20 protein-coding genes and 1 other RNA gene are annotated in these 18,254 nt (G+C 40.8%); 9 read left to right on the top strand and 12 right to left on the bottom strand.

What is annotated here, in order from left to right:
- The first annotated feature begins 158 nt into the window (after positions 1 to 158).
- Together murB and LF822_RS14715 are read left to right on the top strand one after the other, a co-directional pair.
- Positions 159 to 1,070 (top strand): UDP-N-acetylmuramate dehydrogenase, encoded by a 912-nt coding sequence (gene murB / locus LF822_RS14720; protein ID WP_253924818.1) that lies wholly within the window; start codon positions 159 to 161, stop codon positions 1,068 to 1,070.
- 314 nt (positions 1,071 to 1,384) lie between these two features.
- A complete protein-coding gene (locus LF822_RS14715) occupies positions 1,385 to 1,627 on the top strand; it encodes a hypothetical protein (RefSeq protein ID WP_253924817.1) in 243 nt (80 codons plus the stop codon).
- A 44-nt stretch (positions 1,628 to 1,671) separates the two neighbouring features.
- Here LF822_RS14715 and glpK read toward each other — a convergent pair whose 3' ends face one another.
- From glpK to smpB, 8 genes are all read right to left on the bottom strand, one after another.
- On the bottom strand, positions 1,672 to 3,165 hold the full coding sequence (gene glpK, locus LF822_RS14710; RefSeq protein ID WP_253924816.1) for a glycerol kinase GlpK: 1,494 nt from the start codon (positions 3,163 to 3,165) through the stop codon (positions 1,672 to 1,674).
- Positions 3,166 to 3,186: 21 nt separating this feature from the next.
- Positions 3,187 to 4,071 (bottom strand): MIP/aquaporin family protein, encoded by an 885-nt coding sequence (locus LF822_RS14705; protein ID WP_371925927.1) that lies wholly within the window; start codon positions 4,069 to 4,071, stop codon positions 3,187 to 3,189.
- 450 nt (positions 4,072 to 4,521) lie between these two features.
- A complete protein-coding gene (locus LF822_RS14700; RefSeq protein ID WP_253924814.1) occupies positions 4,522 to 4,842 on the bottom strand; it encodes a hypothetical protein in 321 nt (106 codons plus the stop codon).
- A gap of 115 nt (positions 4,843 to 4,957) precedes the next feature.
- Positions 4,958 to 5,098 carry a hypothetical protein gene (locus LF822_RS14695; RefSeq protein ID WP_253924813.1) on the bottom strand — a complete coding sequence of 47 codons (141 nt, stop codon included), beginning with the start codon at positions 5,096 to 5,098 and terminating at the stop codon, positions 4,958 to 4,960.
- Positions 5,099 to 5,285: 187 nt separating this feature from the next.
- Positions 5,286 to 5,492 carry a hypothetical protein gene (locus LF822_RS14690; RefSeq protein ID WP_253924812.1) on the bottom strand — a complete coding sequence of 69 codons (207 nt, stop codon included), beginning with the start codon at positions 5,490 to 5,492 and terminating at the stop codon, positions 5,286 to 5,288.
- A gap of 18 nt (positions 5,493 to 5,510) precedes the next feature.
- Entirely contained in the window at positions 5,511 to 5,660 is a 150-nt protein-coding gene (locus LF822_RS14685; protein ID WP_371925926.1) for a DUF1641 domain-containing protein, read from the bottom strand.
- A gap of 65 nt (positions 5,661 to 5,725) precedes the next feature.
- Positions 5,726 to 6,088, bottom strand: a transfer-messenger RNA (tmRNA) gene (gene ssrA / locus LF822_RS14680).
- Positions 6,089 to 6,181: 93 nt separating this feature from the next.
- Positions 6,182 to 6,646, bottom strand: a complete 465-nt coding sequence (gene smpB, locus LF822_RS14675; RefSeq protein WP_253924810.1) for an SsrA-binding protein SmpB — start codon at positions 6,644 to 6,646, stop codon at positions 6,182 to 6,184.
- A 144-nt stretch (positions 6,647 to 6,790) separates the two neighbouring features.
- Between smpB and LF822_RS14670 the strand changes: the two genes are divergently transcribed.
- Positions 6,791 to 7,648: a GNAT family N-acetyltransferase gene (locus tag LF822_RS14670; protein WP_253924809.1), complete on the top strand. Its 858-nt coding sequence runs from the start codon at positions 6,791 to 6,793 to the stop codon at positions 7,646 to 7,648.
- A gap of 44 nt (positions 7,649 to 7,692) precedes the next feature.
- Here LF822_RS14670 and rnr read toward each other — a convergent pair whose 3' ends face one another.
- The 3 genes from rnr to secG form a co-directional block, all read right to left on the bottom strand.
- A complete protein-coding gene (rnr, locus tag LF822_RS14665; RefSeq protein WP_253924808.1) occupies positions 7,693 to 9,978 on the bottom strand; it encodes a ribonuclease R in 2,286 nt (761 codons plus the stop codon).
- 39 nt (positions 9,979 to 10,017) lie between these two features.
- Positions 10,018 to 10,761: an alpha/beta hydrolase gene (locus tag LF822_RS14660; protein ID WP_253924807.1), complete on the bottom strand. Its 744-nt coding sequence runs from the start codon at positions 10,759 to 10,761 to the stop codon at positions 10,018 to 10,020.
- A gap of 227 nt (positions 10,762 to 10,988) precedes the next feature.
- A complete protein-coding gene (secG, locus tag LF822_RS14655) occupies positions 10,989 to 11,222 on the bottom strand; it encodes a preprotein translocase subunit SecG (RefSeq protein WP_253924806.1) in 234 nt (77 codons plus the stop codon).
- Positions 11,223 to 11,434: 212 nt separating this feature from the next.
- Between secG and LF822_RS14650 the strand changes: the two genes are divergently transcribed.
- From LF822_RS14650 to ytzI, 6 genes are all read left to right on the top strand, one after another.
- Positions 11,435 to 12,184 (top strand): DeoR/GlpR family DNA-binding transcription regulator, encoded by a 750-nt coding sequence (locus tag LF822_RS14650; RefSeq protein WP_253924805.1) that lies wholly within the window; start codon positions 11,435 to 11,437, stop codon positions 12,182 to 12,184.
- The gene (gene pfkB / locus LF822_RS14645) at positions 12,181 to 13,110 is read left to right on the top strand and encodes a 1-phosphofructokinase (protein ID WP_253924804.1); all 930 of its coding nucleotides are present in this window, start codon (positions 12,181 to 12,183) and stop codon (positions 13,108 to 13,110) included. Before LF822_RS14650 ends, pfkB begins: the two co-directional genes overlap by 4 nt.
- A gap of 1 nt (position 13,111) precedes the next feature.
- The gene (locus tag LF822_RS14640; RefSeq protein ID WP_253924803.1) at positions 13,112 to 15,010 is read left to right on the top strand and encodes a PTS fructose transporter subunit IIABC; all 1,899 of its coding nucleotides are present in this window, start codon (positions 13,112 to 13,114) and stop codon (positions 15,008 to 15,010) included.
- A 55-nt stretch (positions 15,011 to 15,065) separates the two neighbouring features.
- Positions 15,066 to 15,332, top strand: coding sequence for a phosphocarrier protein HPr (locus tag LF822_RS14635; RefSeq protein ID WP_253924802.1), 267 nt, complete (start codon positions 15,066 to 15,068; stop codon positions 15,330 to 15,332).
- A 4-nt stretch (positions 15,333 to 15,336) separates the two neighbouring features.
- Positions 15,337 to 17,052, top strand: coding sequence for a phosphoenolpyruvate--protein phosphotransferase (ptsP, locus tag LF822_RS14630; protein ID WP_253924801.1), 1,716 nt, complete (start codon positions 15,337 to 15,339; stop codon positions 17,050 to 17,052).
- 90 nt (positions 17,053 to 17,142) lie between these two features.
- Positions 17,143 to 17,313, top strand: a complete 171-nt coding sequence (ytzI, locus tag LF822_RS14625; protein ID WP_253924800.1) for a YtzI protein — start codon at positions 17,143 to 17,145, stop codon at positions 17,311 to 17,313.
- Positions 17,314 to 17,646: 333 nt separating this feature from the next.
- Here ytzI and LF822_RS14620 read toward each other — a convergent pair whose 3' ends face one another.
- Positions 17,647 to 18,240 (bottom strand): nitroreductase family protein, encoded by a 594-nt coding sequence (locus tag LF822_RS14620; RefSeq protein ID WP_253924799.1) that lies wholly within the window; start codon positions 18,238 to 18,240, stop codon positions 17,647 to 17,649.
- Between the last annotated feature and the right edge of the window lie 14 nt (positions 18,241 to 18,254).

Genomic DNA, 18,254 nt, shown 5'->3' with positions numbered 1-18,254 from the left:
AAATCCATATAATAAAAAAGAGTAAATGAGAAAGAATTCACCTTTATTACATAATCCCTCCACTATTACAATAAGTCATTTTTGTTAAAATGCTTTGAATTGCCTTGATTTTGTTATAAACTGCTTAAGGAGAAAACTATTTAATAGGACTGATATGAATGGAATCACAAAAAATCTATAATAAATTACTGGAATTGGTGAAGAAAGATAACGTTAAAGTTAATGAAGTACTTAAGAAACACCTTTATACAAAGCTGGGCGGGAAAGCAGATTTTTTCATTACGCCAACAAACTTCAAGGAAATTCAAAATGTAGTAAAGTTCTCGAATGAAGAAAACATCCCTTTTACCCTCCTCGGCAATGGCTCTAACTTAATTATTAAAGATGGGGGCATACGCGGCATCGTCATCAGCCTTAAAAACCTGGATGATATCTCAACGGATGGAAACACCATTGTTGCTCAAAGCGGAGCTCGGATCATTGATACCTCACGCCACGCTCTTAAGGAAAGATTATCTGGCCTGGAGTTTGCCTGCGGTATACCAGGTACAGTAGGAGGAGCCTTATATATGAACGCAGGAGCCTACGGAGGAGAAATCAAAGATGTGCTCGATTATGCCTACGTAATTGATCGACAAGGGAATTTAGTTAAACGGCTTGCTTCTGAATTAGAGCTCGATTACCGAACAAGTAACATCGAGAGAGAAAAAGACATCGTTATTGAAGCCACTTTCAGCTTAAAGCCAGGAAAATATGAAGAAATCAAAGAAGTGATGGACGACTTAACATATAAAAGAGAATCAAAACAGCCGTTAGAGTATCCATCCTGCGGAAGTGTGTTTAAGCGTCCGCCTGGATATTTTGCAGGAAAGCTTATTCAAGACAGCCAGCTGCAGGGGAAGAATATTGGAGGAGCGGAAGTATCTACGAAGCATGCCGGATTTATCGTAAATAAGAATAATGCGACAACCACAGATTACATTTCCCTCATAGAACACGTTCAAAAAACGGTGAAGGAAAGGTTTGGAGTTGACTTAGAACGTGAAGTACGAATTATAGGAGAAGATTAAATGGAGATCTGACTGTCTGTGCCAGTCAGATCTTTTGTTTATCATCTAATGCATCATCGTAATGACGATTTGCCGAAAGCTTCAAATAATGCTGTGAATTTTAGTACATTTAATTTCGTTCAACCGCGCCTTAGTTTCAATCAAGATTTTGGTTGTATTCGCGATACTGATAGCAGGAAGTTATCAGAAATTTTTCGTGAATTATTAACATCCGAATGTCCTTCAGCTTAGTTTTTAAAAATTATAAGACAGATACCCTCTCTTTCGCCTCAAGGTATTCATAGGATAGAGAAAAAGGAAAAGGGGGTTCTCCTATGTCCGCTTTTGAGACATATCAGCGTATTTACGAGTTAGAAGCACAAGTTAAGGAATTAGAAGAACAACTGGAAGAGGGTACATCCACTACTGAAGAAGGAGATAACTTTTTATTATTTTTGGTCGCCGTGCTTGTACTCATGAATGTTGACCTTAGTGATGTTACAGACATTATGACTAATTCAAATTTTGTTACTGAAGGAATGCAGCTGTTTGATGTTCTTAAGAACTTAAAAGTCTAATTTCAATTGTTAAACACAAAAAAGAGCCCCTTAAGGGCCCTTTTTTATTTGAATTCACGAGTTGCTGCAACTGCCTTCTTCCAGCCACTATATAATTGATCCTGCTCAGATTGTTCCATTTCGTTTGTAAAGGTTTTTTCAATATTCCATTGCTTCGCGATATCGCTTTTATCCTTCCAATACCCCACAGCAAGTCCAGCTAAATACGCAGCGCCTAATGCCGTAGTTTCCTGGACAACAGGACGTTCTACAGGTACACCTAATATGTCACTTTGAAACTGCATAAGGAAGTTGTTTTTTACGGCACCTCCATCGACCCGCAGCGTTTTTAAATCAATCCCTGAATCTGCAATCATCGCATCAAGTACGTCTTTCGTCTGGTAAGCGAGTGATTCTAAAGTGGCACGGATGACGTGGTCTTTGGACGTACCTCTTGTTAGACCAAACATCGCACCACGTGCGTCACTATCCCAATATGGTGTTCCGAGCCCTACAAAAGCCGGGACAAGATACACCCCTTCCGTCGACTCCACATTGAGTGCATGCTTCTCACTGGCCGGAGCATTATCAATCAGCTTCAATCCATCCCGCAGCCATTGAATGGCTGAACCTGCTACAAAAATACTTCCTTCCAAAGCATATTCAACCTTACCATCTACTCCCCACGCCAGAGTAGTCAGCAGTCCCCGTTCAGATTTAACTCCTTCTTCTCCCGTGTTCATCAACATAAAGCAGCCTGTGCCATAAGTATTTTTCGCCATTCCTTTTTCAAAGCAGGCCTGTCCAAATAATGCAGCCTGCTGATCTCCAGCGATCCCGGCAATTGGGACTTCATGACCGAAGAAATGGTAATCGACTGTATTCGCATACACTTCAGAGGACTGTTTCACCTCGGGAAGCATGCTTTTAGGAACCGTTAAAATATCCAGCAATTCCTGATCCCATTTAAGATCATAAATATTAAACATCAGTGTCCTTGAAGCATTTGAATAATCAGTTATATGAGTCTTTCCGCCGGATAATTTATAAACAATCCATGTGTCCATAGTGCCAAACAGCAAATCGCCATTCTCAGCTTTTTGGCGTGCTCCATCCACGTTATCAAGTATCCACTTCACTTTCGTACCCGAGAAATAGGGGTCGAGCAGCAGTCCAGTTCTCTCATTGAAAAGGTCGTTATGTCCTTGAGCCCGCAAATCTTTACAAATATCCTCAGTTTGACGTGACTGCCAAACAATTGCTTTGTAGATCGGTTTACCAGTATGCTTGTCCCACACTACAGTGGTTTCACGCTGGTTGGTTATACCTATTCCTGCGATTTGATCTGGTTCAACATCTGATTTCCTTAGTACGTCTGCTATACATGCAAGAACTGAAGTCCATATTTCATTCGCGTCATGCTCAACCCAGCCCGGTTTTGGAAAAAACTGTTCAAATTCCTTCTGCCCTGTTTCAATAATTTCTCCTGCTTCATTAAATAAAATAGCTCTTGAACTAGTTGTCCCCTGGTCTAATGATAGAATAAATTTTTCACTCATTTAAGATCGCCTCCGTTTTTTTTAACCTACTTTTTCTTCAATTTGATCGGCCTTTGTTTCTCCTTTTTTCAGTTCAGATGAAGCAGCACCTATTAAAATAACTGCCATAATTACACTTAAACCCCAGAAGACTGGAGTAAAATCCCCTAAGAACAATGCTTGATAGAAAACTGCACCGTAGATCCCTCCAAGAATAGGGCCAGCAATAGGAATCCAGGCATATCCCCAGTCTGATCCTCCCTTGCCAGGAATCGGCAGTAATGCATGAGCGATTCGCGGTCCTAAATCACGCGCCGGGTTAATTGCATATCCAGTTGCCCCTCCGAGTGACATACCTATGGCTACGATCAGCGCCCCGACTATAAGAGGATTTAACCCATCAGTAAAATCATTTGCCCCGATAAACAACAAGCCCATAAGTAATACGAAGGTACCAACCATCTCACTTACTAAGTTTGAGAAAGGACTGCGGACGGCAGGATCTGTAGAAAAAACAGCAAGCTTCGCACCCTGGTCACTCGTTTTTCTCCAGTGAGGGAGATAGTTTAAAAATACGATAACTCCACCTATAAAAGCACCAATCATTTGAGCTGTAATGTACAATGGTACTTTGGCCCATTCAAATTCTCCCACAGCAGCAAACCCTAAGGTTACGGCGGGATTAATATGCGCTCCAGAGAAATTCCCCACAGCATAAACTCCCATAGCCACTGCAAGACCCCACCCAATCGTGACCACTACCCAGCCAGCACCTTCAGCTTTTGAGTCCTTCAGTACAACTCCGCCTACTACACCGCCGCCAAAAATGATAAGAATCATTGTACCAATCAACTCGGCTGCAAATTCCGACATAGTTTTTTTCCTCCTTTTTTCATGATAACTATGGGAATAAGAAAAGAGACCCACACAAAAATAAAGTAAGCTGCAGTTATCGTGCAGTACTAAATCTTGTGTGAGTCTCCTAATCTCCGTCACATAGTTAACTTGTTGTTTACAATCTACCTTATTGTGTAAGCGCTGTCAACTAATTTTTAATAATATTGATAGATTTTGATGTATTTTAGCAATGGTTCGCTTAAATTGCATGTAATCATATTTACACATGCCAATCGTCATAGTTCTTTTATACACAAAATAACTCATTTAAAGTTGCTCAAAATTGGGCAGTTTAAATGAAGAATCAATCCCGGAAGATTGTAAAAACTTCAGAGGAAAAGAGTGCGATTTCACAAAAGCTGATTCGCATCCCCTAAATAAGTAACCAATGTCTATTCCTTCTTCCAATAACGTGTGCTTTAATGGAATAAGAAAAGCATATGTGACGCACTTATGCTTTTCTTATTCAGGCACAATGGTCTATTTTTTCTTAATCAAATTAGATACTTTAGAATATTGAGCACGAACATCATTCATCTGTTGTTTCAAATCTTGAACTTGTTGATTGAATTTTTGAACTTCTTTCAGGAAGCTCCCTGATTTAGCAGCGTCTTCTTCAACTTCAAAGTTATTTAACAGAGAGTTAATTGATTGTTCAGCTCTTTCCACCGTGTCGGCTTCAAGTTCAACTTTGCCTTCTAAGGCTTCTTTATTTTTCGGATCCTTCAGCTGCCCCAGTAAATTAGACGCTAGATCCATAATTCCATTCATTTCTAATTTTTCTTTCTTAAACTTACTCATTTCACATTCACTCCTCCTGGATTAATTGAATATCGTATAATTAAAAGTCCTCAAAGCAGCCCTGTACAGCTTCCTTGAGGACTCGAGAGGGACACTCGCTTGAAGTTAATTAAAATTAACCGATAGTTGCAAGAATATCAGTAATTGCTTGAATGATAATGTCTCTTTGTTCCTCGGAACCAAGAAGAAGCGCAATTAGTAACGCCAGCAGCAGCAGAACTGTAATCAAGAGTGCAGCTAGAGTAGTTAGAATCATTTTATTTCCCCTCCCTCTATCTTTTTTTAGGAGACGTCTCTAAATACCATATGCAGGAATTGCTTATATGAATGGCTAAACGCCTTACTAAGCAAAAAAGAGGGATTTGTCTATATCTATTATTAATAATAGATTTTCATTTTTTCCTAAAAAAGAACGCCCGGCTAAGGACGTTCTTCTTTTTTATTTATTCTTCTATGATAAAACCACTGTCCATGACAGCTTGCTTAATATCAACCGGTGATGCTGCTTCTTCGTTGTAGATAACTGCAAGTTCACCGAGGGTAGAATTTATCTTGGTTTCTCTTACTCCCCAAACAGCCGCTACATGTTTTTTTAGGCTATCTTCTTGCCCATTGTTTACTTCTTTAACTTTAACTACAAATTCTTTCACGTCTCCACCTCTTTAGCATTACTTTGCTTTTAACCCGCTGCCCATTCCTTCAAGAAAATGAATAAAAGTGGAAAGTGATCGGTTCACTTCGGGGTCTTTCACTGATTTCATCATCCCCCATATTCCAATTTTCTCGTCTTTTTCCTGTTTATCTCGTAACTTTAATATTATATAGTTGAATCACAGCATATCCCTTTTTAAAAAAATTCATAAAAAAACCACCAATTATGTATTGGTGGAGACGGTGGGAGTCGAACCCACGTCCGGAGATATCGGCACTCGGGCTTCTACAAGCTTAGTTGATATATTATATTTCACTCACTCTTCAGCCTACCAACAGGCTTCAAAGGAGCTAACCTGATTAGTCTCTTCGTCCTTCCTCAGGTGGTGGAAGAACGCGTAGCCCGCTTCAGTTTGAGACCCTTCGATCTGGCACACGAGCGATGCCAGGAAGGATCAGCTATAGACTACTTACGCAGCTACAGCTAGGTTATCGTTAGATTCGCCAGTTATTTTAGGCAAATGACGTTGTACGAGTCGTCGCCTCGACCTGCAACCCGAGCTCGACCTATCCCCGTCGAATCCGTAACGTCCCCGTTAGGATTAAAATGGGAGCCTCAAGCTCACTTCAATATCACTTTTACGACATCAATTATTATATCACAAATACAAATAAATTCAACCCTATACTACTTTAGGCTGTCTTTAATCGCACGGTCGATTTCACGCTTCACCTGCTTCTGCTTTAAGTCTTCCCGTTTGTCATATTTTTTCTTCCCTCGACCTAAACCGATTAACAGCTTGGCTACACCATTTTTAATATAAAGCTTTAACGGCACGAGTGCATACCCTTTTTGCTGGGTGGCGCCGATCAGCTGGTTAATTTCTTTTCGGTGCATGAGCAGCTTACGACTTCTTGTCGGTTCATGATTGTAGATATTCCCTTGTTCGTAGTGAGAAATATGCATATTATGAATAAAAACTTCACCCCGGCTGATCCGGGCGAAGCTCTCTTTCAAGTTTACCCGGCCTGCACGAATAGATTTTATTTCAGTCCCTTGTAAAACAATTCCTGCTTCAAAGGTTTCTTCTATAAAATAATCGTGACCGGCTTTTTTATTTTGTGCAATGGTTTTACCTTTACCTCTTGGCATAACGGTTTCCTCCTAATTCAGCTTCATTAATTGTATCAAAAAAGCAAGGCTAATCCAATTTTGAAAGAATTCATCTTAATAGAATTATAATGGACATTGTGAGAGTATATTTTTAAAACTACATAAGTAAAGGGGGCTGATTGAATGAATCAGCAGCTTCTTCAAGTCCGCCGATTGAAGGTGGACGACCTGCCCGCATTAGAAAAGATGAAAACAGGCATTGAGGATGATTATGTCATTCACATTTTTGATCGGTTAATCCATTCTTCAACACAAGGTCTGTTTGGCCTTTTCCAGGGGAACCGCCTGATTTCACTTGCAGGCTATAGTCTATTCGGTCAAAACCAGTTTGCCATGATCGGCCGGCTCCGCAGTGATATGCGTTATCGTGGTAAAGGATTTGCAGCGGATCTCCTTAAGCATGTCATTGAACATATTAAAGATAAAAATTATATAAAGTGGATAGGAGCTAATACCCACGTACACAACCTATCCGCGCGGCGGCTCCTTGAAAAATCGGGATTCACTCCAGACAAAGTTACTCATTGCTTAACCTTAACTAAACCAGCGTCTCTCAGCAGCCACACCCCCGGCCCAATCTGGGAAGAAATAGCTGGAACACAAACGAAAAGAAAGATCCTTCTCTCAATAGAATCAAACGAGTTAGGTTTATTTCCATATGAATGCTATTACCCTTTTCCTTACGATCCCGCTTTTTTCACTGACCATTATTTACACGATGCTCATTTGTACATGAATCCTTCTGGAGATAGGTTTGTACTCATAAAGAATGATCAAAAGAAATATAAATATTCGCATACTAAATATTTTTGGAATGATCATTATGAGCAGCCGGGATTTTTTGAGACAATTCTTCATCACTGGCAGCAAAACCCTGAAAATACCGGGTGCTGGATTGATATTTCAGAAGAAGGTTTTAGAAAAATTCCCGACCTGTCACCATACGATGTTCAAAAGCCCTGGGTGCTTTACAAGCATTAGTCATAAGAAAACGCGCTGAATAAACAACAGCGCGTTTTACTTTTTTATTTCTTTTTCTTCCGTCCTTTTTTAGGAACTCCTTTATTTCTGTAAAAAGGTTTGTTCCCTTTTTGTTTCTTTTTCTTCTTCTTTTTATCATCCGGGCCTTTTGCGTCGATTTGCTTAGGTCTTGCTGGGCGTTCTCTCTGCGGGCGCGGCTTCATCCCTACAACTTCAAAATCAACTACCCGCTCATCTAAGTTAACATTGGAGACCCGGATCGTAATTTCATCACCGATACGATACATAGTCCCTGTTCGTTCACCAATCATAGCAAATTGCTTTTCCTGGAAATTATAATAATCATCGGTCAGAGTACTTACATGTACCAGACCTTCTACCGTATTCGGCAGTTCCACAAACAGACCAAAGCTTGTCACAGAGCTGATGACGCCGTCATACTCTTCTCCAATTTTATCCTGCATATATTCCGCTTTTTTCAAGTCATCCGTTTCACGTTCCGCATCGACCGCCGCTCTTTCCATTTCTGAAGAATGCTTCGCTATATCTGGCAGCTGGTCCTTCCAATGCTTCCTTGTTTTATAATCAAGTTCTTTATTAACTAAATACGTACGGATTAAACGGTGAACGATTAAGTCCGGATAACGCCGTATTGGCGATGTGAAGTGAGTATAAAATTCGGTCGATAATCCAAAGTGTCCGAGACTTTGCGGGTCATATTTCGCCTGCTGCATCGAACGCAGCATCAGCTTGGAGATGATCATTTCTTCCTGAGAGTCTTTAACGGATTCCAGAACTTTCTGAAGCGCCTGCGGGTGCACATTTTCTGCAGTTCCTTTAACGGAATAACCTAAATTAGCTACGAATTCAAAGAAATTCTGAAGCTTCGATTCATCAGGGTCTTCGTGAATACGGTGTATAAAAGGGACGTCCATCCAATGAAAATGTTCAGCCACTGTTTCGTTTGCAGCCAGCATAAATTCTTCAATAAGACGTTCAGCTACAGAGCGTTCTCTCAGCTTTACATCTATCGCTTTACCTTCATCATCAACAATGACACCAGCTTCTTTAAAGTCGAAGTCGATTGCCCCGCGGTTGAATCTTTTTTTACGAAGTGTAGCCGCCAGACCTTCCATTTCCGTAAACATCGGCACGAGATTTTTATACTTATTTGTCAGCACTTCATCATTTTCTTCTAAAATCAAGTTCACATCTTTATAAGTCATTCTTTCATTCGTTTTAATTACACTTTGGAAAATTTCGTGCCCTACAACTTCACCTTTTGAATCAATTTCCATCTCACAGGATAACGTCAAACGATCAACCTGGGGGTTAAGGGAACATATTCCGTTCGATAGACGATGAGGGATCATCGGTATGACTCGATCGACTAAATAAACACTAGTCGCTCTCTCCCTCGCTTCTTTATCGATGGGTGAGCCCTCTTCTACGTAATATGTGACATCCGCGATATGAACACCCAATTTATAGTTGCCGTTGTCCAGCTTTTTCACTGTAACAGCATCATCTAAATCTTTAGCATCAGCACCATCAATCGTTACAATGGTTTCATTGCGGAGATCTCGTCGGTTTTTAATCTCGCTTTCAGAAATTTGATCAGGCGTCTGCCCCGCCTGCTCTAATACTTCTTCAGGAAAATCCGTTTTAATTCCGTGCTTGTGAATAATAGAGATAATATCAATACCGGGATCATTTTTGTGACCTAATATTTCAACAATTTCTCCTTCTGCACTCATCCGCTCCTCCGGGAATTTAGTAATTTCTACAATTACCTTGTGCCCATCCACTGCTCCGTTGACTTGTGCTTTAGGTATGAAAATGTCATGAGGGATTCTCTTATCATCAGCAACGACAAAACCAAAGTTACGACTTGATTCGTATGTGCCTACAACGCGGGTGGTCGCTCTCTCCAGAATACGGATCACAGTACCTTCAGGCCGGTTTCCATCTTCGTCTCTCTTTTCTACCCGAACAAGGACTTTGTCATTGTTCATAGCCGAATTAAGGTCAGAATGATGTAAATAAACATCGTCTTTAGCATCGTCATCGGGAATAAGAAAGGCAAAACCTTTCGCATGCATTTGAATTTTACCCCGGATGAGGTTCATTTTCTCAGGCAGACCGAAACGGTTTTTACGCGTACGGACAAGTTCACCTTCCTCTTCCAATTCATTGAGTGCTGTCATTAACACTTTTAATTCTTGAGAGTCGTTAAGTTCCAGAACCTCTTCCAGATCCTGGACAGATAGAGGTTTTGAGGCTGTTTCATTAAAATACTGCAATATTTGTTGTTTTAATTCTGGGTTCATTATCTTTCCTCCTTATTTTAAGGAACAAGACTCTAACCTTCAGGACCAGTCCAGTAACTCTAAAAATTCTAGAATATCTTCATGAAGCTGTTCTTTTTCTTTGTCCATTGTAATTACGTGGCCAGAGTTTTTGTACCATTTAATGTCTTTATGATCAGTTTCTACATTTTCGTAAATATAATCAGCACTTTCTATGTTAATCATTTCATCTTGTTCAGCTTGAACGACTAAAGCAGGAGTGTAAATTTGATCAACTTCATCATGAACACTTGTGATGAAATCTCCCAATTGTTTAAACATCTCCTTAGACTCATTCATTAATTCTTCAACTTCCTGCTTGATCGTTTCCTCATCTTTTCCCTCTAATTGCTTGTACTGGTTTGCTTTAAAGCGGAAGCCTTGAGTTAATTGCTCTTCGTTATCGAAAAACATAGGACTGCACATCGTGACAATACCCTTAATTTGTTCAGAATATGCAAGTTTTAACCCAAGAACTCCACCTAAAGATAATCCCGCTACGGCAATATCCTTATATCCTTCTTCCCGAAGGTAGTTAAGTGCGTCCACAACGTCACTCCACCATTGGTCGGGTGTAGCGTCTATTAAAGCTTCAGGCTCTTTCCCATGACCACGGTAAATGGGTGCATGTGATGTATAGCCATTTTTCTGAAGAAACCGGCCTAACATACGCACATCAGCAGAATGGCCGGTAAAACCGTGTAGTAAAAGAACCGCCTTATCTCCACCTTCAAAAGTAAATGGCTCTGGGTGCTTAATTTTCATATATCTTCTATCTCCTTTACTTTAATCTCATCTATGAATTCTGCTTTTATTAAATTCTCCAATTTGAATTAATATTCTCTGCTCCAGGTACCGGGACGTCGTATAATGCTCTCTATCCACCATTATGCCCTCAGTACCTGGTACTAATCCTCCATAAGTATTCAGCTGCATTACACACACCAATAATAAAAGCCGTGCACATGCACGGCTTCGCTGCAGATATTTACTTATCCTAAAATATAGGCAGATAAAAAAGCAAGTACGAAGAACAATACGCCTGTAACAACCGTTGCCTTGTGGAGTACTGCATCTATTCCCCGAGCTTTTTGTTTGCCGAACAACTGTTCAGCGCCACCAGAAATTGCGCCGGACAAACCTGCACTCTTTCCAGATTGCAGCAGCACAAGAACAATTAATACGATCGTATCTATAGCTAATAATGTAATTGCAAGTGTTTCCATGATATGCCACACCTCCCAAAGACGCACAATAAACTATTTTAAATGTAGCACAAAACAATATATACAGCAACAAGATTATAGTAAGAGATCCCCGTGATTGTTTTTGATCGTTGGAATGATTTATTTTGAATGAATTTGAATGTTTATGATTGATTTTTGTAAGGGCTTACTTTACAATAGAATTAACAAGTATTACGAAAGGGGGCAACGGGTTGCTTACACCGGAACGTCACCAATTCATTTTGGAGCTCCTTAACAAGCATCACACGATTAAATTAAAAGAATTAGTTGAATCTACAGGTGCCTCAGAATCCACAATCCGCAGAGATCTAGACCAGTTGGAGCAACATGGGGAATTACGCAGGGTTCATGGCGGGGCTTCATTGCGAAGACCGTCTATTGAAGAGCCAAGCATCGGGGAAAAGCGATCCCAGCATCATGCTGAGAAAGTATTAATAGCAGAAGAAGCTTCCAGACTTGTAGAAGACGGACAGTCTATATTTTTAGACGCAGGAACAACAACGTATGAGATGGTCCCTTACCTGGCAGGCAAGAAAATCACAGTAGTAACTAACGGATTACCGCATTTGGACGCTTTAGCCACCCATAGTATTCCTACTTATGTACTCGGTGGTTTTGTAAAAGGAAGAACACAAGCTGTTGTCGGTGCAAGCGCCCTTCAGAACCTCTCACAGTACCGGTTCGATCATTGCTTTATGGGAGCTAACGGAGTCAGTCTTGAGGATGGATATACTACCCCTGACCCTGAAGAAGCTGCAATAAAGAGAACGACTCTTACACTCTCTCAAGCCAGACATATGCTGATTGACGCTTCCAAATTTAATGAAGTTACATTCTCACACATTACTCCCATTTCAGAAGCAAATATTATTACGAATTATAAGGGTGCTTTGCTGGAGCAAATCCTGGAAAAAACGAATATAAAGGTTGTGACATCATGATTTACACTTGTACATTAAACCCTTCTATTGATTACATTATGCATGTGGAGGAGTTTCAGCTGGGAGAGCTTAACAGAGCTCACAAGGCAATGTACTACCCTGGAGGGAAAGGTATAAACGTCTCCCGTGTAATGAAACGGCTGGGGGTCTCCACTACCGCTCTAGGGTTTATAGGGGAATTCACAGGACAATTTATAACTGACTTCCTTGATAAGGAAACTATTTCCCACCGCTTTGTAAATACAAAAGATTATACGAGAATTAACGTAAAGCTTAAAGGTGATAAAGAATCTGAAATTAATGGACCAGGTCCAAACGTCTCAGAAGATCAGCTCAGTTCTCTTTTTCAACAAATCAAATCCTTACAGCCTGAGGATATATTCATTTTAGCTGGCAGTGTGCCTTCTTCACTGCCAAAAGATTTTTACTCTCAAATTGCTGACATATGTGCTTCTAAGAACGTTCCACTTGTAGCGGACACCTCCGGAGATGCTTTAAAGCAGTTAATTGGAAAACCCGTATATTTCTTGAAACCGAATGACCATGAACTTGGAGAATTGTTCAATACAGAAATTGAAACTAAAGAACAAGCTGCCTGCTACGCAAGCAAACTTGTGGAGAAAGGCACAGAACATGTTGTAGTTTCCATGGGTGGTAAAGGGGCTGTTTATGTCAGTAAAGAAGAGCAATTATTCGCCACGGTTCCTCATGGTAAGGTGAAGAACTCTGTAGGGGCAGGCGATTCTGTAGTGTCCGGTTTTATTGCAGCCGTCAGTCAGGGACAATCTGTTAATGAAGCCTTTAGAAGCGGTGTGGCAACAGGAAGTGCTACGGCATTTCAAGATGATTTATGCCACAAAGAAGATGCAGATCTGCTAAAGGATCAAATTGAAATATCCCCTATTTCTATAAAGGAGGGTCTATAAAATGAAAATTACTGATTTATTAACTAAAGATACAATTTTATTAAACATGACAGCTTCCTCTAAACCAGAAGCTATTGATGAATTAATAGGAAAGCTTGATCAAGCTGGTAAACTAAATGACCGTGACGATTATAAGAAGGCTATTGAAGAACGTGAACAGCAGAGTACTACCGGAATTGGAGAAGGTATTGCTATCCCACACGCCAAAACGGCTGCAGTTAAAGAGCCAGCCATTGCTTTCGGTCGTTCCCAGGAAGGATTAGATTATGAGTCACTCGATGGCCAGCCGACGAATTTATTTTTTATGATTGCAGCGTCAGAAGGTGCTAATCAAGCACACTTAGAAACGCTTTCGAGCCTTTCTTCATTTCTAATGGATAAAAACTTCCGTGAGAAACTGGAAACGGCTAAAACTGAAGATGACGTAATAGAAGCGATTAATGCTAAAGAAGCGGAATATAATGACGCAGAAACTGAAGAATCTGCAGAACCAGCAAGAAAAGTGCTTGCCGTAACTGCTTGCCCGACAGGGATTGCCCACACTTATATGGCAGCGGATAAATTAAAAGAAACAGCGAAAGAAATGGGCATAAATATTAAAGTTCAAACGAATGGTTCCAGCGGTGTAAAAAATAAGCTGAAGCCTGAAGATATTAAAGAAGCCAGCGCAATTATTGTAGCTGCCGATACTCACGTTGATATGAGTGAATTTGATGGGAAACCTGTCATTGAAGTTCCTGTAGCTAAAGCCATTCATGAACCTAAAGAATTAATTACAAAAGCCATGAATCAGGATGCACCAGTTTATCACCACGAAGGTGGCCGCTCTGAATCGACTGGAGAAGGTAAACAACGAACTGGTATTTACAAACATTTAATGAACGGTGTATCCAACATGCTCCCGTTTGTTGTGGGCGGTGGAATCCTTATCGCCATTTCCTTTTTCTTTGGAATTAATTCGGCAGATCCTGAAAGTGAACAATACAATCGTTTTGCTGAAATGCTGAATACAATTGGCGGAGGTAACGCATTCTTCTTACTAGTCCCTGTACTGGCTGGTTTTATTGCTTCAAGTATTGCTGACCGTCCAGGCTTTGCACCTGGTATGGTCGGTGGGTTAATTGCCACAACTTCAGGTGTAGAAGGTGCCGACGGAGGCTCGGGCTTTCTAGGTGGTTTAATTGCAGGTTTCTTAGCTGGTTATTTAACTCTGTTTATTAAGAAGCTGCTTGAAGGTCTTCCAGCTATGATGGATGGATTGAAGACGGTTCTTTTCTATCCAGTATTAGCTATTTTCAGTACAGGAATGATTATGCTTCTGATCAATCCACCATTAACCAGTATATATACAGGCTTACTGGACTGGTTAGAAGGCTTAAGTGGAGCTAACGTAGCTCTTCTAGGAATTATCATTGGCGGTATGATGGCAGTAGATATGGGAGGGCCAATTAATAAAGCCGCTTACACATTTGGAATTGCCACATTGGATGCAGGTAACTATTCTATTATCGCTGCGGCTATGGCTGGCGGTATGGTACCGCCTTTAGCAATGGCTTTATCATCAACGATTTTCAAAAATAAATTTACGAAGCAGGAGCGTGAATCAGGAAAAACAGCCTATGCGCTCGGTGCATTCTTTATTACAGAAGGGGCTATACCATTTGCTGCCGCCGACCCTGCGAGAGTTATTCCTTCCATGGTCATTGGGTCAGCTTTAACAGGTGCTCTTACGATGTTATTCAGCATTGGACTAACAGCTCCACACGGAGGAATCGTTGTAATTGGTCTCGTTGAAGGTGGGTTTATTCAGGCCGCCTTATATATATTAGCTATCTTAATTGGTTCAATCGTTGCAGCAATTATTGTAGGAACCTTGAAAAAAGACCTAAGAAAAGCTTAAAATAATAGAGTTAGGGTAATCTTTCAAAAGAGACTTATTTTGAGGAGGAATTAAAATGGTAGAAAAAACATTCAACATTACATCATCAGACGGCGTACATGCTCGTCCAGCTACTGTACTTGTACAAAACGCAGGGAAGTATGAGTCAGATATTAACCTTCATTACAAAGAGAAGGCTGTTAACTTAAAATCCATTATGGGTATTATGAGCCTTGGTATCCCAGCTGGCGCTGATGTAAAAATCACAGCTGAAGGAAGCGACGAGCAGGAAGCTATTGATCACATGGCGACTACAATGAAGAATGAAGGGTTGGGGGAATAACAGCATGACACAGCTACAAGGGATTGCAGCTTCCAGTGGTATAGCAATTGCGAAAGTATACCGTCTGGAAGCCCCAGACCTTTCTTACAACAAGACAAAAGTAGATAATCCAGATCAAGAAATAAAAAGACTACATGACGCTTTAGATATTTCCAAGCAGGAATTGGAAAAAATTAAAGCCCATACAAAAAAATCTTTGGGTGATGAGCATGCAGAAATCTTCTCCGCGCATTTGCTGGTTCTAAGTGATCCTGAACTCATTAAGCCGATCGAGGATAAAATTAAAGCTGACAATGTGAATTCAGAAGCAGCGTTAGATGAAACAGCCAACATGTTTATTGACATGTTTAAAGGAATGGATAACGAATACATGCGCGAGCGTGCTGCCGACATTCAGGACGTTACTAAACGTGTAATGGCACACCTGCTCAACGTCACCTTCCCTGATCCGGCGCTTATTAACGAAGAAGTAGTGATCGTAGCAGACGATTTGACTCCTTCAGATACAGCACAGCTTAATAAAGAATTTGTTAAAGGGTTTACAACGGATATCGGCGGGCGCACATCCCACTCTGCTATTATGGCTCGTTCTTTAGAGATTCCAGCAGTTGTTGGAACAAAAGAAATTACGAGTAAAGCTGACAAAGATGTCATGATTATCGTAGATGGTATCGATGGTGATGTAATAATTGATCCTTCTTCCGACGAAATTAGCAAGTATGAACAAAAACAGCAGGATTTTGAGAAGAAGAAGCAAGAATGGGCTAAGTTTAAAGATGAGCCTACGATTACTTCTGACGGGCAGCACGTTGAACTAGCAGCTAATATAGGCACACCGGAAGATATTGCAGGTGTACTTAACAACGGCGGCGAGGGTGTAGGTTTATACCGCACGGAGTTCCTATACATGGGCAAAAACCAGCTTCCTACAGAAGAAGAGCAGTATGACGCTTATTCTTCTGTCTTAAAACAAATGGGAGAAAAACCTGTTGTCGTACGTACGTTGGACATTGGCGGAGATAAAGAGTTAGATTATTTAGATCTGCCGGAGGAAATGAATCCGTTCTTAGGCTACCGCGCTATCCGCTTATGCTTAGAACGCGACGATATTTTCCGAGTACAGCTGCGCGCTTTGCTGCGTGCCAGTGTGCATGGCAACTTAAAAATCATGTTCCCTATGATTGCTACCCTTGAAGAATTCCGCCAGGCTAAAGTTATTCTTGACGAAGAAAAGCAAAAGCTGGTAGATGAAGGACAAGAAGTAGCAGAATCCTTTGAAGTAGGAATGATGGTTGAAATCCCTGCCACAGCTGTAATTGCACGTCAATTTGCTAAGGAAGTTGATTTCTTCAGCATCGGGACAAACGACCTCATTCAATATACAATGGCAGCAGATCGTATGAATGAGCGAGTATCTTACTTGTACCAGCCTTATAACCCGGCTATTTTAAGTCTGATCAATAATGTTATTGAAGCTGCTCACGCAGAAGGTAAATGGGCTGGAATGTGTGGTGAGATGGCTGGAGATGAAATCGCAATTCCAATCCTGCTTGGACTTGGATTAGATGAATTCAGTATGAGTGCAACCTCTATTCTGCCGGCCCGTACTCAAATTAAAGATTTATCCAAGAAAAAGCTTGCATCATTTAAAGATGAAATTCTTTCAAAGGGTACTTCTGAAGAGGTCGTTGAGTTTGTAAAAGAAAAAACAAATCTTTAGTCATCCAGCATGTTACACTGGGACTATATTTGAAGAAGGAGGGGATTTCCCCTCCTTCTTTTTACAATGAATAAAGAAAGAAGGATACGTATGACTTTTACCTTAGTTATGATCGTATGTATTGCCATCGTACTTGGAATTGCTGGAGCCTTCTGGGCTGCTATATCGAAAGGATACGATTATAAGCATACGATTGATCCGCACCCCGATGATACGCCAGGCACTAAAGATTCCTCATCGTCAAAAGAAGCTGAGCAATAAGAATTGCTCAGCTTCCAGCTTGTTGTGAAACCCTGGTTTCATGTAATTGTTTTCATGCCAACAGGAACTAAGGCCTTTTCCCTCCGCGGATGAGCGCCCTGGCTTCCTTCCTCGCGAAACATCAATACACCCATTGGCGTTTATAAGGTCCTTTTCCACAAGGCTCTGGGATCCAATGGTTCCTAGAGTCTCTTTTAAAAAGTGGTTCAAATGAGGGAACCATGAGACACCATGCGCACATACACCCAAACTTTTTCAACAGGCTGAAAAGATGAGCAACAAAAATTGTTCAGTTTCTTTTCCTTGGTGGATAGACTAGGAACAAGCTTAATATCAACATCTCGAGTTTATAAAATAATTCTTTTCTACTTCGAATAATACTTGATCTCTCGGCTTAGCCTGGGGAATTTTAGCAGGGTAGCCCATTTGCAGAACAGCCACCGCTTTATGCTTCTTTCCATCAAGACCGACACCTCGAATAAACGTTTCATCATATATATAAGGACTTGATGTCCACAGCATGCCTATTCCTTTCCCCCATGCAGCCAGCTGTATATTTTGTATAAAGGCACATACCGCTGCATAATCTTCTTCAAATCTATGCAAGTTCCCATCCTTCTCCATATAAACAAGAGCATGATGTGGTATTTTAACAAGAAACCCTTTGATACCCTCCATGACTTTATCAGTTTTCTCTTTGGAATACCCGTCTGTAAAACCGCTTCTTTTATAGCTTTCAATCACCAGCTGCGAAAAGTCTTCAGCACCTTCCTGCTGGAACATTTTTATTTTCCACGGTTGTTTCATCCGATGGTTAGGGGCCCAGCCCGCTATTTGAATAATCTCTTTCAGCAATGCTTCATCAATCATTTCAGTTGTGAAATCATGAATCGATCTTCTCGCTTTGATTGCTTCATAAAGGTCCATTAAAAGCCACCTCA

This window comes from Halobacillus sp. A5 (genome assembly GCF_024189315.1).
Lineage (GTDB): Bacteria > Bacillota > Bacilli > Bacillales > Halobacillaceae > Halobacillus_A.
This window is presented reverse-complemented; position numbering and strand designations above follow the sequence as displayed.